Annotated in this window: 13 protein-coding genes and 1 pseudogene; 8 read left to right on the top strand and 6 right to left on the bottom strand. The window is 63.3% G+C overall.

Features of this window, described 5'->3' with window-relative positions; genetic code table 11:
- Positions 1-14: 14 nt before the first annotated feature.
- Together ggt and AB6804_RS11135 are read right to left on the bottom strand one after the other, a co-directional pair.
- Entirely contained in the window at positions 15-1,742 is a 1,728-nt protein-coding gene (gene ggt / locus AB6804_RS11130; RefSeq protein WP_370886503.1) for a gamma-glutamyltransferase, read from the bottom strand.
- A gap of 53 nt (positions 1,743-1,795) precedes the next feature.
- On the bottom strand, positions 1,796-2,557 hold the full coding sequence (locus AB6804_RS11135) for an SDR family NAD(P)-dependent oxidoreductase (RefSeq protein WP_370886504.1): 762 nt from the start codon (positions 2,555-2,557) through the stop codon (positions 1,796-1,798).
- A 157-nt stretch (positions 2,558-2,714) separates the two neighbouring features.
- Here AB6804_RS11135 and AB6804_RS11140 point away from each other — a divergent pair, with 157 nt between their 5' ends.
- The 8 genes from AB6804_RS11140 (at position 2,715) to oxlT (ending at position 12,272) form a co-directional block, all read left to right on the top strand.
- Positions 2,715-3,188: a VOC family protein gene (locus AB6804_RS11140; RefSeq protein WP_370886505.1), complete on the top strand. Its 474-nt coding sequence runs from the start codon at positions 2,715-2,717 to the stop codon at positions 3,186-3,188.
- A 340-nt stretch (positions 3,189-3,528) separates the two neighbouring features.
- Positions 3,529-5,169, top strand: coding sequence for a peptide ABC transporter substrate-binding protein (locus AB6804_RS11145; protein ID WP_370886506.1), 1,641 nt, complete (start codon positions 3,529-3,531; stop codon positions 5,167-5,169).
- A gap of 18 nt (positions 5,170-5,187) precedes the next feature.
- Entirely contained in the window at positions 5,188-6,108 is a 921-nt protein-coding gene (locus AB6804_RS11150; RefSeq protein WP_370886507.1) for an ABC transporter permease subunit, read from the top strand.
- Between the two features lie 11 nt (positions 6,109-6,119).
- Positions 6,120-7,010 (top strand): ABC transporter permease, encoded by an 891-nt coding sequence (locus tag AB6804_RS11155; protein WP_370886508.1) that lies wholly within the window; start codon positions 6,120-6,122, stop codon positions 7,008-7,010.
- A gap of 3 nt (positions 7,011-7,013) precedes the next feature.
- Positions 7,014-8,027, top strand: a complete 1,014-nt coding sequence (locus tag AB6804_RS11160; protein ID WP_370886509.1) for an ABC transporter ATP-binding protein — start codon at positions 7,014-7,016, stop codon at positions 8,025-8,027.
- The gene (oppF, locus tag AB6804_RS11165; protein ID WP_370886510.1) at positions 8,020-9,003 is read left to right on the top strand and encodes a murein tripeptide/oligopeptide ABC transporter ATP binding protein OppF; all 984 of its coding nucleotides are present in this window, start codon (positions 8,020-8,022) and stop codon (positions 9,001-9,003) included. The genes AB6804_RS11160 and oppF overlap by 8 nt, the downstream gene beginning before the upstream one ends.
- A gap of 204 nt (positions 9,004-9,207) precedes the next feature.
- Positions 9,208-10,605 carry an OprD family outer membrane porin gene (locus tag AB6804_RS11170; RefSeq protein ID WP_370886511.1) on the top strand — a complete coding sequence of 466 codons (1,398 nt, stop codon included), beginning with the start codon at positions 9,208-9,210 and terminating at the stop codon, positions 10,603-10,605.
- A gap of 356 nt (positions 10,606-10,961) precedes the next feature.
- Positions 10,962-12,272 (top strand): oxalate/formate MFS antiporter, encoded by a 1,311-nt coding sequence (gene oxlT, locus AB6804_RS11175; RefSeq protein ID WP_035964217.1) that lies wholly within the window; start codon positions 10,962-10,964, stop codon positions 12,270-12,272.
- Positions 12,273-12,843: 571 nt separating this feature from the next.
- Here oxlT and AB6804_RS11180 read toward each other — a convergent pair.
- From AB6804_RS11180 to hmpA, 4 genes and pseudogenes are all read right to left on the bottom strand, one after another.
- Positions 12,844-12,954: pseudogene (locus tag AB6804_RS11180) on the bottom strand (hypothetical protein); the annotation flags it as partial.
- 36 nt (positions 12,955-12,990) lie between these two features.
- Complete coding sequence (locus AB6804_RS11185) at positions 12,991-13,407, bottom strand: cupin domain-containing protein (protein ID WP_370886512.1); 417 nt, start codon at positions 13,405-13,407, stop codon at positions 12,991-12,993.
- A gap of 12 nt (positions 13,408-13,419) precedes the next feature.
- On the bottom strand, positions 13,420-13,857 hold the full coding sequence (locus AB6804_RS11190) for a carboxymuconolactone decarboxylase family protein (protein WP_244795809.1): 438 nt from the start codon (positions 13,855-13,857) through the stop codon (positions 13,420-13,422).
- Between the two features lie 199 nt (positions 13,858-14,056).
- Positions 14,057-15,241, bottom strand: a complete 1,185-nt coding sequence (hmpA, locus tag AB6804_RS11195; RefSeq protein WP_370886513.1) for an NO-inducible flavohemoprotein — start codon at positions 15,239-15,241, stop codon at positions 14,057-14,059.
- Positions 15,242-15,318 lie beyond the last annotated feature (77 nt).

Here is a 15,318-nt window from a genome sequence, read left to right on the forward strand (position 1 = left end):
TCCGGCAAGGCGGTTTAGCGGATGACTTGCGATACGCCGCGTCCGCGCGGATCGGACATCGGCTCGGGCGTCGTATCGTCGATGCGAATGGCCTGGATATCGCCATTGAAGCCCTGCATCGAGAACGTATAGCCCTTGGCTTCCAGTTCCTTCACGACTTCCGCGTCGAGCTGATGATACGGCTCCTGGTAGATCGTGTTCGGCGGCAGCAGTTGATGGTGAAAGCGGGTGGCGCCCACGGCATCGGCGAGCGGCATCTTGAAGTCGTAGACGTTCGACAGCACCTGGAAAATCGACGTGAAGATGCGCGAGCCGCCCGGTGTGCCGATCACCATCGCGACCTTGTCGTCCCTGGTGAGGATCGTTGGCGTCATCGACGAGAGCGGGCGCTTGCGCGGCGCGATGGCGTTCGCATCGCTGCCCACCACGCCGAACATGTTCGCGACGCCCGGCTTCGCGGAGAAATCGTCCATCTCGTCGTTCAGCACGACGCCCGTGCCTTCCGCGACCACGCCCGAACCGAAGTAGCCATTGATCGTGTACGTGTTCGACACGGCGTTGCCCCACTTGTCGACGACCGAAAAGTGCGTCGTCTCGGCCTTCTCCGGCATCGACGTGCCGAGGCCAGGCTGGACGCTCTTCGTGTCCGACGGCGCATCCGGGTTGACTTCCTGCGCGCGCTTGAGGATGTAGTCGTCGTCGGTCAGCTGCGCGACCGGCACCTTGTAGAAGTCCGGATCGCCGAGATATTGCGCACGGTCGGCGAACACGCGCTTTTCGATTTCCGCGACGAGATGGATGTATTGCGCGGAATCGAGTGGCACGCCTTCGAACTTGTCCTTCAGGTCCGCTTTCATCTTCAGCAACTGCACGAGGCCGATGCCGCCCGAACTCGGCGGCGGCGCGGTGATCACGCGATAGCCGTTCCAGCTCGCCACGACCGGTTGCCGCCAGACGGCCTTGTATTCCTTCATATCGCGTGCGGTGATGAGGCCGTGACCGGTCATCGACGTGGCGATCAGTTCAGCGGTCTTGCCTTCATAGAAGCCCTTCGAGCCCTTGTCGGCAATACGCTGCAAGGTGTCCGCGAGGTCGGGCTGCTTGAAGACCTGGCCCGCCTTCATGCTGCCGAAGTAGAGATCGAAATTCGTCTTGCCGGCAAATTCCTTCGATGCGCGGTCGCGCCGCTCGATGAGCTGATCGTCGACGACGAAGCCATCCGCCGCGTACTTGATCGCCGGCGCGAGGACCTGCTTCCACTTGAGCTTGCCGAAGCGTTTCTGTGCTTCCCACATGCCGTCGACGGTGCCCGGCACGCCCACTGCACGATGCCCGTAAAGGCTCATGCCCTTGATGACTTCGCCCTTGTCGTCGAGATACATGTTGCGCGTCGCGGTCATCGGCGCGCGTTCGCGATAGTCGAGGAAGTACGGGCGATGGTCCACGTACAGCGTCATGAATCCGCCCCCGCCGATGTTGCCTGCTTCCGGATACGTGACCGCCAGTGAGAACGCGATGGCCACGGCGGCATCGACGGCGTTGCCGCCTTGCCTGAAGATCTGCGCGGCGGTGTCGGCGGCGTATTTGTCAGCGACGGCGACCGCCGAGGCGGTCAGTACCTGGGGCTGCGCCTGCGGCGCCTTGGCATGAGCGGGCGTGCTTTCGACGAAGCTGGCCACGCTGAACGCGGCGGCGGCCATGGCCGTCAGCGCGAGGGATCGAAAGCGATATTGCTGATTCAACGGCATCTCCTGCGTTCTCCTTCCTCGACAATGGGTTAGCGCTTATACCACGATCACGGCATCAATTGACCGCCGTTCACGTCGATGATCTGCCCCGTCACGTAGCGCGACATGGCCTCCGACGCGAGATAGAGGAACGCGCCGCTGCAATCGTCCGGCTCGCCGACGAAACCCATCGGAATGGCTTTGCGGAACGCGTCCAGTTGCTCCGGCGTGGTAAATCGTTCGTGAAACGGCGTCTCGATGACGCCCGGTGCGACGGCGTTCACGCGGATGCGGTCCGCGACGAGTTCCTTCGCCATGCCCTTCGTGATCGTGCTGACGAAACCCTTCGATGCGGCGTACAGCAGCGCGCCCGGCCCGCCGCCGTTGCGCGCCGCAACAGACGTCACGTTGATGATCGAGCCGCCGCCGCCCTCGCGCAGCGACGGCAACGCGGCGCGCGTGAACGCCACGACCGAACGCGCGTTGATGTGCATGATCTCGTCGAAAAGCTCGTCGGTGACGGACGCGATCGGCTCGCGCTTCACGAGGCTGCCCGCGTTGTTGATGAGCACGTCGATCTTGCCGAAAGCCTCGACGGTGGCCGCGACGGCCGCGTCGATGGCTTTCGAATCGCGCACGTCCGCGCCGACCGTGATCGCCGAGACGCCGAGCGCGCGCACGTCCTTCGCGACTTCCTCGGCCTTGTCCTTCGAGCTGTTGTAGTGCACCGCGACATTCGCGCCGTATTGCCCGAACGCACGTGCCGCCGCCGCGCCGATGCCCGTGCTCGCGCCGGTGATGAGAACCGATTTACCTTTCAGATCGTGCATGTGTGCTCCGTGTTGAAGGATGTAAATGGGTGCTGCGAACCCGCAGTATGAGGCAAACCGGCACTTTGCCGTGCCCCTTAAAAAGCGGCAACATGACGGCAGCGGCGCGACGCAGCCCTGTCCGCGCGCTCAACCCTTGCCGAATCAGGAGGCACACATGAATGCACAAGTCGATCCCATCCCCGAAGGACGTCACGGCGTCATTCCGTACATCGCGGTGGCGGGCGGCGTCGCGGCCATCGACTTTTACAAGAAGGCGTTCGGCGCCACCGAAGTGTTCAGCATGCAGGACCCGGGCGGACGCATCGGGCACGCGGAATTGCTGATCGGCGGCAGTCCTTTCTATCTGAGCGACGAATATCCCGAGATGGACGTCAAAGGGCCGCTCGCTGTCGGCGGCACGCCGGTGATGCTGCATTTGTACGTCGATGATGTCGATGCCGTCGTGCAGCGCGCACTCGATGAAGGCGCGACCATCATTCGCGCGGTCGAAGACCAGTTCTATGGCGACCGTGGCGGCAAGCTGCGCGATCCGTTCGGGCACATGTGGTGGATCGCCACGCACAAGGAAGACGTATCGCCCGAGGAACTGCGTGCGCGCGCCGAGCGGCTGTTCGGCAACGGGGCGTAACGCGTCGTCATCGACTGAAGTCGGCCGGCGCAATGACCTCGCGTGCCGGCCTTCTGCGCGAAGTCAGCCATCTTTATCGCCTGGCCGGACGAATATTCGAAAAATTTGGTCATGTTTCGGCTCGGGTAGGTGGCATCCGCCTTGTTCATGCGAAATACTCGCGCCCAGCCGCAAGACGCTTTGAAGCCGCCACGATAACTTTGCGGACGGCAATTCGCTGGCACGTGTCGTTAGGCAGCCTAACGGTTGGATGCCGTCCGTCTCGCCTGCGTGCGATAAGTCAGGCGGCACGCGAAGCATCCACAACAACTAATAGAACGAGACAATCAGGAGGAACCCGATGAAGTCATTCGCCGCTGTCATGCCCTTAAAACGCACGGCGCTGGCCGCCGCCAGCATGACGCTCGCACTGGGCGCGCTGTCGCTGCCGGCCGTGGCCGCCATCGTGCCGCAGGGCGTCACGCTTGCCGCGAAGCAGGAACTCGTGCGCAACAACGGCTCGGAAGTCGAGACGCTCGATCCGGCGCTCGTCGAATCCGTCGGCGCGGCGAATCTCGGGCGCGATCTCTTCGAGGGCCTGACGGTCACGAATGGCGACGGGGCCGTGGAGCCGGGCGCCGCGGAGAAGTGGGAGCAGAAAGACCCGACGACGTGGATCTTCCACCTGCGCAAGAACGCGCGCTGGTCGAACGGCCAGAACGTGACGGCGAGCGACTTCGTGTACGGCTGCCAGCGTTTCATCGACCCGAAAATGGCGTCGCCTTACGGCAACGTGTTCGGCCCGTTCCTGCTGAACGGCGCGGAGATCGTCGCGGGCAAGAAGCCGGCGAGCGCGCTCGGCGTGCGCGCCATCGACGCGCTCACGCTCGAAGTCAGGACCGCCGGCCCGGTGCCGTTCCTGCCGGAACTGATGTCGAATCCCAATCTCGGGCCGGTGCATCGCGCGACGGTCGAGAAGTACGGCCGCGACTGGACGAAGCCGGGCAATCTCGTCAGCAACGGTCCGTTCCAGTTGAAGGACTGGCAGGTCAACAGCAAGCTCGTGCTGGCGAAAAACCCGAACTACTGGGACAAGGAGCACGTGCAACTGACGCAGGTGACGTATCTCCCGGTAGAGGACGAGAACACCGACGTCAAGCTCTTCCAGTCGGGCGACAACGACATGACCTATCAAATGCCAACCGGCAGCTATGCGAAGTATCGCCAGCAGTTTCCGAATGACACGCGCAATTCGCTGATTCTCGGCACGCGCTATTACAGCTTCAACAACCGCGATCCGCTGCTGAAGGACGTGCGCGTGCGCAAGGCGCTGTCGATGGTCATCGACCGCGATCTGCTCGCGCAGCGCGTGACCGCCGACGGCCAGACGCCGATGTACGGCCTGATGCCGAAGGGCGTGAGCGGCGCGGACGTGTCGAACTACGAGTGGGCGTCGTGGCCGATGGACAAGCGCGTTGCGGAAGCGAAGAAGCTGCTGGAGCAGGCGGGCGTGAAGCCGGGCACGAAGCTGCGTTTCGCGATGAATACGAGCGACTACAACAAGAAGATGGCGATTTTCGCGGCATCCGAATGGAAGACGAAGCTGGGCCTCGCCACCGACATCGAATCGATGGAATTCAAGGTGCTGCTCAAGAAGCGCCATGACGGCGACTATCAGATCGCGCGCAACGGCTGGGTGGCCGACTACAACGACGCGACGACCTTCCTGCAACTCGTGGAGTGCAAGTCGACGCAAAACGACAACTTCAACTGCAATCCGAAGGCCGACGCGCTGATTGCCCAGGCAAGCGAAACAACCGATCAGACGAAGCGCAAGCAACTGCTGACCGAAGCCGCGAAGCTCGTGATGGACGACTACCCGATGCTGCCGCTGCTGCAATATGGCCTGCCGCGCCTCGTCAAGAGCTACGTGGGCGGCTATTCGCTGAAGAACCCGATGGATCATTACGGCAGCAAGGATCTCTACATCGTCAAGCACTGACGCACAGGAGCCGTTCGCATGTGGTCCTATACGCTGCGGCGCGTGTTGCTCACGCTGCCGACATTGCTGATCGTCGTCACGGTCTGCTATCTGCTTCTGCACGCTACGCCGGGCGGCCCGTTCGACGGCGAGCGCAAGGTGTCCGTCGAAGTGCTCGCGAATCTGCAGGCCAAGTATCACCTCGGCGAGCCGTTGTGGAAGCAATACCTGCTCTATCTCGACGGCCTCTTGCATGGCGATCTCGGCGCGTCGTTCCGGTACGCCGACTGGAGCGTCAACGAACTGGTGCTGCGCGCGCTGCCGGTGTCGCTCGCCATCGGCGGGGTGTCGATGGCGCTGGCGATCGTCATCGGCGTGCTGCTCGGCGTCGCGGCGGCGCTGCGCCGCAACAGCATCGCCGATTACGCGCTGATGCTCGTCAGCAATGCGGGCAACGCGTTCCCGTCGTTCGTGATCGGGCCGGTGCTGATCCTCGTGTTTGCCATCGCGCTGAAGTGGCTTCCGGCGGGCGGCTGGAACGACTTCGACCCGCGCTACATGGCGCTGCCCGTCGCGCTGCTGGTGATGATCAACGTCGCGACGGTCGGGCGCGTCACGCGTGCGAGTCTCATCGAAGTGATGAACACGCCGTATATCCGCACCGCGCGCGCGAAGGGCCTCGCGATGCACACCATCGTGCTGCGTCATGCGCTGAAGCCGACGCTGATTCCGGTCGTCTCGGTGATCGGCCCGCTCGCGATCCAGTCGATCACGGCGGCGGTCGTAACCGAGTCCGTGTTCTCGCTGCCGGGCATCGGCAAGCTGATCGTGAATGGCGCGGCCAATCGCGATTACACGCTGGTGCTCGGCCTCGTCGTGCTCGTCACGGTCGTGGCCGTGCTCCTCAACTTGCTGGTCGATCTCGCTTACGCGTGGCTCGATCCGAAGATTCGCTACTGAGAGGGCGCGCGATGAAATCAGCATCTCTGAGCGCCACGCTCGAAAAAGCGGTCGCGGGCCGCAGTCCGTGGCAGGACGCCCGCGCGCGCTTCCTGCGCAACAAGGCGGCGGTCGTGAGTCTCGCGCTGCTCGCGATCATCACGCTTGCGTGCATCGCCGGTCCGTGGCTGTTGCCGAGTCAGTTCGATTCCGCCGACTGGAACGCGATGAGCGTGCCGCCCACGTTCGCTCACTGGCATCTGTTCGGCACCGACGAAACCGGCCGCGATCTCTTCGTGCGCTGTCTGATCGGCGGCCGCGTCTCGCTCATGATCGGCGCGCTCGCCACGCTCACGTCGGTCACGCTCGGCATCGTATGGGGCGCGGTGGCGGGGTTCATCGGCGGCCGCGTCGACAACGCGATGATGCGCTTCGTCGACATGATGTACGCCATTCCGTACCTGCTCATCGCCATTCTGATGGTGACGCTGCTCGGCCGCGAGTTCTATCTCGTCGTGCTGACCATCACCGTGTTCTCGTGGATGGACATGGCGCGCGTGGTGCGCGGCCAGACGCTCGCGATCCGCTCGAAGGAGTACGTCGAAGCGGCGCGCGCTATCGGCGTGCCGACGCGGCGCATCATCGTGCGGCATGTCGTGCCGAATCTGCTCGGCATCGTCGCGATCTATACGACCGTCACCGTGCCGGGCGTGATTCTCACGGAATCGGTGTTGTCGTTTCTCGGCCTCGGCGTGCAGGAACCGATGACGAGTTGGGGCGTGCTGATTCAGGACGGCGTCGGTGTCATGGAATCCGCGCCGTGGATCTTGCTGTTTCCGGCGGCGCTGCTCTCCATCACGCTTTACTGCATCAACTTTGTCGGCGACGGTCTGCGCGACGCGCTCGATCCGAAGGACAGGTGAGTCATGCCGCTACTCGAAGTCAAAGGCCTGCAGGTCGAATTCAGGACGCATGACGCCGCCGTGCGTGCCGTCAACGGCGTGAGCTTCACGCTGGAAAAGGGCGAGACGCTCGGCATCGTCGGCGAGTCCGGCTCGGGCAAGAGCCAGAGCGTGCTCGCCATGCTGGGGCTGCTCGCATCGAACGGACGCGCGACGGGCGAGGCGCGGTACCGTGGCGAGAACCTGCTCGGCATGCCGGCCAGGGCGCTCAATCGCATTCGCGGCAATCGTCTCTCGATGATCTTTCAGGACCCGATGAGCTCGCTCAATCCGTACCTGACCATCGAGCGGCAGATGACGGAAGTGCTCGAACTGCACAAGAACCTGACGCGCCGCGAAGCGAAGAAGCGCGCGATCGCCATGCTCGAAGCCGTGCGGATTCCCGAGGCGGCGCATCGCATCGGACAGTATCCGCACGAGTTGTCGGGCGGCATGCGCCAGCGCGTGATGATCGCGATGGCGCTGCTGTGCGAGCCCGAAGTGCTCTTCGCCGACGAGCCGACCACCGCGCTCGACGTGACCGTGCAGGCGCAAGTGCTGCAACTGCTGCGTGATCTGCAGCGCGACTTTGGCACGTCCATCGTGTTGATCACGCACGATCTGGGCGTCGTCGCCGGACTGTGCGAGAAGGTCATGGTGATGTATGGCGGCCGCGTGATGGAGCAGTGCGACGCCGCCACGCTCTTCGCGAAGCCGTCGCATCCGTACACCATCGGCTTGCTGCGCGCGTTGCCGCGGCTCGACCAGCAGGGCGGCGAACTCGCGGGCATCCCCGGCAATCCGCCGAACATGGCGCATCCGCCGGCCGGATGTCCATTCCACGAACGCTGCGCCGATGCGACCGCCGAATGCGCGGAGCGGGAGCCTGCGCTCGAAACGGTCCGCACGTCCGGCGCGCACGCTACGCACTGGCTGCGCGCGTGCCATCGTCCCGTCGATGCGATGACGACCCGCTATCAGGAGTCGAGCCATGTCTGACGCGACGATCCTTTCCGTGCGCGACATGCGCGTGCATTTTCAGGTGAAGGCGAAAAGCCGCCTGCCGTGGGCGGCTACGCGCACGCTGAAAGCGGTCGACGGCGTGAGCTTCGACCTGCGCGCGGGCGAGACGCTCGGCGTCGTCGGCGAATCGGGCTGCGGCAAGTCCACGCTCTCGCGCGCCATTCTCAACCTAATCCCGGCGACGCACGGTGAAATCGTATGGATGGGCGCGAAGCTGACGCGAGCATCGTCCCGCGAGTGGCATGCGGTGCGCGCCGATGTGCAGATGATTTTCCAGGACCCGCTCGCATCGCTCGATCCGCGCATGACGATCGGGCAGATCATCGCGGAGCCGTTGACGGAACATCGACCCGGCATGAGCCGCCAGGACATCGACGCCCGCGTGCGCGCGATGATGACGAAAGTCGGCCTGCGCGAGCAGATGATCAACCGTTATCCGCACGAGTTTTCGGGCGGGCAGTGTCAGCGCGTCGGCATTGCGCGGGCGCTGATCGTCGAGCCGAAGCTCGTCGTTTGCGATGAGCCGGTCTCCGCGCTCGATGTGTCCATTCAGGCGCAGATCGTCAATCTGCTGCAGGCGTTGCAGGCCGAGATGAAGCTGTCGCTGATCTTCATCGCGCACGATCTGGCCGTGGTTAGGCATATCTCGGACCGCGTGATGGTGATGTACCTCGGCCGCGTGATGGAGCTTGCGGACAAGCACGCGCTCTATGAAACGCCGCGCCATCCGTACACGCGCGCGTTGCTGTCGGCGGTGCCGGTGCCGGATCCGGCGATCGAGCGAGGCAAGGTCGTGCAGATCCTTTCCGGCGATATTCCGAGTCCCATCGATCCGCCCGCCGGATGCGTGTTTCATACGCGCTGCCCGATGGCGCAGGCGCGCTGCTCGCAGGAAGTGCCCGAATTGCGGACGCTAGTGCAGGGTGTTTCGGCTGCATGCCATTTCGCTTGATGGATCAGTTTCCTAACTATTTGGAATCGGAGACGCGAAGCCGCTTGAAAGAACGATAAGTCCACGCATCGCCCTTATTCACCAGAGTCGAACAAGCCGTCCGCCGACCTCTCCGGTCGCCGGGCGCGGATGGTTGCATCCATTGAGTCGTGAGTTGTTGTTTTGTCGTTAGCAGGTTGAGTCAGGAGCTTGGAGACACGTTTCATGAAAAAACAAAAAGCATCAGTTGCCCTTTCGATTCTGCTGTTCAGCGGCTTCATGGCTGCGAACGTTGCCGCCTACGGCGAGGAGACCGATACCGAGGCGCCCTCGCGCCACACAGAAGCCGTGCCGAGTTCGCCGCCCAATACCGAAGCCAATGCGCCGGTGAGCAATCAGGCCAAGGCAAAAGGCTTTATCGAGGACGCGCATTTGAATCTGCTCGGACGGTCTTTCACCGAGCACGACGAATTCAAGGGCGCTGGTAAGAAGGACGCCTGGGTGCTCGGCGCGCAGGCGGTCTTCGAGTCAGGCTATACGCGCGGCCTGATCGGGCTGGGCGCGGATGTATCGCTTTTCGGCGCGTTCAAACTGAACGGCGGCGATGGCGCGGGCAATCTCGTGCACGTCGGCACGGACGGCGGCGGTTCGCATCAGCTTGCCTGGGCGTATCCGGGCGTGTGGGACGTGAAGGCGCGCGCGTCGAACACGGTGCTCAAGTATGGCCAGCAACTCTTCGATAACCCGTTCCTGGTGCCGCACGACAACCGCGCGCTGCCGCCGACGTATCGAGGCTTCTCGCTTGCGAGCGAAGAGTTCAAGAACCTCACGGTGAAGGCCGGCACGGTGGATGGCGTGATCGCGCGCGGCATGACGACGGTATCGGGCCTGAAGACCCTATACGGCGGCACGCATGTCTCGCAGTTCACGTACTTCGGCGGCGACTGGACGCACGGCGACGATACGGCGGTGTCGCTCTACGGCAGCGTCGCGAACAACGTGTGGCGGCAGTACTACCTGTCGGCGACGCAGAGCATCGGCGATCCGAAGGCGGTTCGCTGGACCGGCGCACTGAACTACTACTACACGGGCGCAATCGGCGACAAACTGCAGGGGCCGATCAACAACAACGCATACAGCCTCGCGCTGGCCGGCACGCATGGCGCGCATACGCTGCAGTTCGCGTTCCAGCAGATTCTCGGCGATCAGATGTTCGACTACATGGGCCAGTCGGGTGGTGATTACCTGTCGAACTCGCTCGACGTGGACTACAACCAGCCGCATGAAAAATCCGTGAGCCTGTCGTACTCGCTCAACATGAAGGACTACGGCGTGCCGGGCCTCAAGGTGACGATGTGGACCGCGTACGGCTGGGGCGCAGACGGCAGCGCAATGGCCAATAGCGGCACCGCGAACGCGGGCAATTACATCGTGAACGGCCGTCCGTTGCAAGGCTCGCATTACGAGTTCGGCATCATCCCCGGATACACCGTGCCGGACGGCAAGTTCAAGAACACGTCGGTCAAGTTCTACTACATGCATCATCACGGCAGCGAGTTTTATCCGGACGGGACGAGCAACGTCTATCGGCTGATGGTGAACGTGCCGTTCAAGGTCTTCTGACGGCAAATCTCGCCACTGGCGCGCTTCATGTAACCCCTACAAAATCTCATCTTTACATTACGTTTAACTTTCATATATAACGTGAGTGCGTGTAGCGGATTGCCATGTCTCGCCCACGCTCATCGCCCGGCAGGCTTTGTTCCTGCCGGGTTTTTTTTTGCCCGCATCGCCGCCCGACGCGCCTTTCAGCGCCTTACGAAAAGCGCCGTCCTAAGTGAAAACCCCGCCGTTTCTTTCGCTTGACTTACTTGATATATCACATACTGTGTATATGCGATGACCCTTCCGCGGCGGCATCGTAAGAGGCGTCGCTCGACGTCCGATTACACAAAGGCAGAAGTGCCAAGGAGACAGGCATGGACCAGATGAATCGCCAGGAGGGGGCGTCGCGTCTAGCGTCGCCGTGGGTGCAGTTGGTGTTCGGCGTGATCTGTATGGCGATGATCGCCAACATGCAGTACGGGTGGACGCTCTTCGTCAATCCGATCGACGAGAAATATCACTGGGGCCGCGCCGCGATTCAGGTGGCGTTCACGATCTTCGTCGTCACTGAAACATGGCTCGTGCCGGTGGAAGGCTATCTGGTCGACAAGTACGGGCCGCGTCCGGTGGTCGTCGGCGGCGGCTTGCTCTGCGCGATTGCATGGGCGATGAACTCGGTCGCGTCGTCCTTGCCGCTCTTGTACCTCGCGGCTGCGATCGGCGGCGTCGGCGCGGGTGCGGTGTACGGGACGTGCGTCGGCAATGCGCTGAAGTGGTTCCCCTCGCGGCGCGGCCTCGCGGCGGGCATCACGGCGGCGGGCTTCGGCATGGGATCGGCGGCAACCGTCGTGCCGATCGCGCACATGATCAAGTCGAGCGGCTACGAAGCGACGTTCCTGTGGTTCGGGCTTGGACAGGGCCTCGTCGTGTTCCTGCTCGGCATGGCGCTCTACGCGCCGCCCGCGCACATGCTCGCGGCGGTAAAGACCACATTGAAGCGCGCGGTCTACAACGCGAGTCCGAAGCAGGTGCTGGCATCGCCGATCTTCTGGGTGATGTACCTGATGTTCGTGATGATGGCCGCCGGCGGCCTGATGGCGACGGCGCAGTTGGGGCCCATCGCGAAGGACTTTGGCTTGCACGATTCGCCCGTGTCGATACTCGGCCTGACGCTGCCCGCGCTCACGTTCGCGCTGACCATCGACCGCGTGCTGAATGGGCTGACGCGGCCGTTCTTCGGCTGGGTGTCCGACAGGATCGGACGCGAAAACACGATGTTCATCGCGTTCGCGATCGAGGCGGTGGGGATCGTCGCGCTATCGAAGTTCGGGCATAACCCGGTGGCGTTCGTCGTGCTGACGGGCATCGTGTTCTTCGCCTGGGGCGAAATCTACAGCCTGTTCCCGGCGACGTGCGGCGACACCTTTGGCCCGAAGTTCGCGGCGACGAACGCGGGGCTGCTGTACACCGCGAAGGGCACGGCTGCGTTGCTGGTGCCGTTCTCGAGCGTGCTCACGAAGGCGACCGGAAGCTGGCAGGCGGTCTTCATGCTGGCAGCGGGGATGGCCGCGATTGCCGCGCTGCTCGCGCTCTTCGTGCTGAAGCCGATGCGCAGCGCGCATACGCAGAAGCATGCACGCGATACGGGCGTGGAGATGGGGTATTCGCCAGCCGTGAAGGAATGATCGCGGGGCTTTTGGGGTTCCCGCGAACGGGAATGTAAAGCCGGTCCGCGCGGCGTGCGTCGCGCGGACCGGTTTCTGCTTGTTCGCTTCGGATGTCGAAGCTCCGTCTTTTCGACGTCAGCGCGTAGTCCGCGTCCGCTGAACTCATGCACGTCGATAATCTGCGTCGCATCACGCCGTCCTTCAACGAAAACTCAGAACCGCGTGCCGACGCTGCATCCGCCGAGACTGCCGCCGTTGGTGGCCCATCCCGCGCAGCCGAAGAGACCGCATCCGCCGAGCATGAGCGTTGCAACGATAAGAAGGGCGACAGCGCCGGAGGCGTTTCATGGCAATAAGCAGGTTGCTGACGATGGCGCGCATTGTCCCCGACGCGGCGAGCATGACTGTCAAAAACCGTCGTCAGCCGGGCTTGCATCCGCACGCGGCCGGATGAGCCGTCGCGCGTGAGCCGCGACGTAGATCGCGAAGGCGAGAATCCAGCACGATCCGGCGCCGACGATCCAGAACCATGCGCCGATGGCGCAGCGATCGGCCCGAGCACCCGCACCGCGCGCGCTGAAATCACGAGTGCATAGCACGCCACGTCCCATCTTTCCGCCACGATCCGCAAGCCGGTATGACCGCTTGCGGTCCGCTTGATCATCGCGATGACCGCGCCGCCGATGACAGGACTCTTCATGTTGTCCTCAATCAGCGATGAAACGTGCGCGTGCGGTCAACGCGGAATCGGCGACTTGACTGCATCGCCTTCGCCGGCGATCGCAAACACGAGCAAAACGGCCTTCTCCGTCCCGCTCGCGTTCTTTGCGACGACGTGATGCGCGCCCGGCGGTTCGTACCACGATTCGCCCGGCCCGTACGTCTTCGCCGCCGATCCTTCCAGCTGCGACACGACGTGCCCTTCGAGCACATACGCGAAAATCGACCCCGGATGCTGGTGCGCCTCCGATGCCTGCCCCGGCTTGAATGCGACCGTCGCCATCAATACGTTCTTGCCGGGCGCTTCGGGCAAGGCTTGCTTCATCAAGGGCGTGACCGTTTCCTCATCGCCGCCGTGCGCCCACGCGCCGGACGCGCCTGACGCTCCAACGACGAGCGCCGCCACCACTGCCACACATCGACGAATGTTCATGGCGCGCGCTCCTCACTCGGGCATCTTGCGAAACGCGATCGAAAAGCGGTTCCAGCTATTGATCGCGGAGATAAGCAAGGTCAGATCGGCGATTTCCTCGTCGCTGAAATGCGGCTTGACGGCTTCCCAGACGGCATCCGGCACATGATCCTGCGCGATCAGCGTGAGCGCCTCGGTCCATTCGAGCGCGGCGCGTTCGCGGTCGGTGAAGAAGGGCGTTTCGCGCCACGTAACCACCGTCGCGAGACGCCGGTCCGTTTCGCCGCCCTTGCGCGCGTCGGTCGTGTGCATGTCGACGCAGAACGCGCAGCCGTTGATCTGCGAAGCGCGCAGCCGGACCAGTTCGGCCAGCGACTTTTCGATCGATGACTTGCCGATGCGCTCTTCGACGCCAATCATGGCCTTGATCGCGGCGGGGCTGGCTTTGTAGAAGTCGAGACGGGGTTGCATGAATAGCTCCTTATCGGTTGAGAGACTGTGCGAACTGCGTTGCCACATCGACAGATTACGCGAGCAGGTGGCGTGATCCCATGACCGATTCCGGAGGATTTCAGGTGACCAGTGACGCTGTCCTTCTTGCAGCGACCGGGGCCCGAGCGATAGCGCACGCGCCCCGGCTTGCCGCGATTCTCAACAAGCCAGACGCGGCTTAATCCAGCGACGAAGCCGGCCCGAAAAACTCATAGCGGCTCTGCGACTCCGGCACGCCGAGCGCCTTCAGTTGCTTCTTCACCGCCTTCATGAACGACTTCGGACCGAGGAAGTACGCATCCACGTCGCGGCTCTTCGGCAGCCACTTGTCGAGCAGCGCCTCGGTGACGAAACCAAAGCCGTGCGCCTCGCGATCGCCTTCGCGCTGTTGCTCGTAGCAGTAGAAGTGCTTGAGCTGCGGATGACGCGCCGCCAGATCCTCGATGACCGCGCGGAACGCGTGCACGCCGCCATGCCGCGCCGCGTGGATGAAGTGGATCGGACGCGTGGTCGCGGTGAGCGCGGCCTGCAGCATCGCGAGCGTCGGGGTGATGCCCACGCCGCCGCTGATCAGCACGAGCGGCTTTTCGCTGTGGTCGAGCTTGAAGTCGCCGGCGGGCGGATAGAGGTCGAGCGTGTCGCGCTCGTGCACCTGATCGTGCAGGAAGCCGGAGACCTTGCCTTCGGGCTCGCGCTTCACGCTGATGCGGTATTCACGGCCGTTCGGTGCGGCCGACAGCGAGTAATTGCGGCGCACTTCCTCGCCGTCGATGACCATGCGCAAACCGATGTACTGGCCCGGATGGAAGTCGAGCAGGGCGCCGCCATCCTCAGGCACGAGATAGAACGACGTGATTTCCTCGCTCTCCGCGACCTTGCGCGCGACAACGAAACGCCGCGTGCCGCGCCATCCGCCCGGCGCATTCTCGCGCTCGCTGTAGATGCCTTCCTCGAGGCCGATCAGCAAGTCGGCCAATTGCTGATACGCGGCAGCCCATGCTTCGATCACGGCATCGGTGGCGATCTCTTCGCCGAGCACTTCACGGATCGAGCGCAGCAGGCACGCTCCGACGATCGGGTAATGCTCCGCCTGAATATTGAGCGCGACGTGCTTGTTGATGATCTGCCCCACGAGGCCGCCGAGTTTTTCGAGCTCGTCGATATGCCGCGCGTACATCAACACGCCGTTAGCCAGCGCCCGCTGTTGCGCGCCACTCGCCTGATGCGCCTGGTTGAACATCGGCCGCACTACCGGATACTCGTTGAGCATCATCGCGTAGAAGTGGCGGGTGAGCGCCTCGCCGCCGCTTTCCAGCAGGGGAACGGTTGCTTTGATGATGGCGCGGTGTTCTGCTGACAGCATGGTGTAGTCCTCGTGACAATGGCGAAACGTGTGCTTCGCGTTCGGCCTGTTCCTATACAGTTTCCATGCCAGTGTAG

The organism is Caballeronia sp. RCC_10 (genome assembly GCF_041360715.1).
Classification (GTDB): domain Bacteria; phylum Pseudomonadota; class Gammaproteobacteria; order Burkholderiales; family Burkholderiaceae; genus Caballeronia; species Caballeronia grimmiae.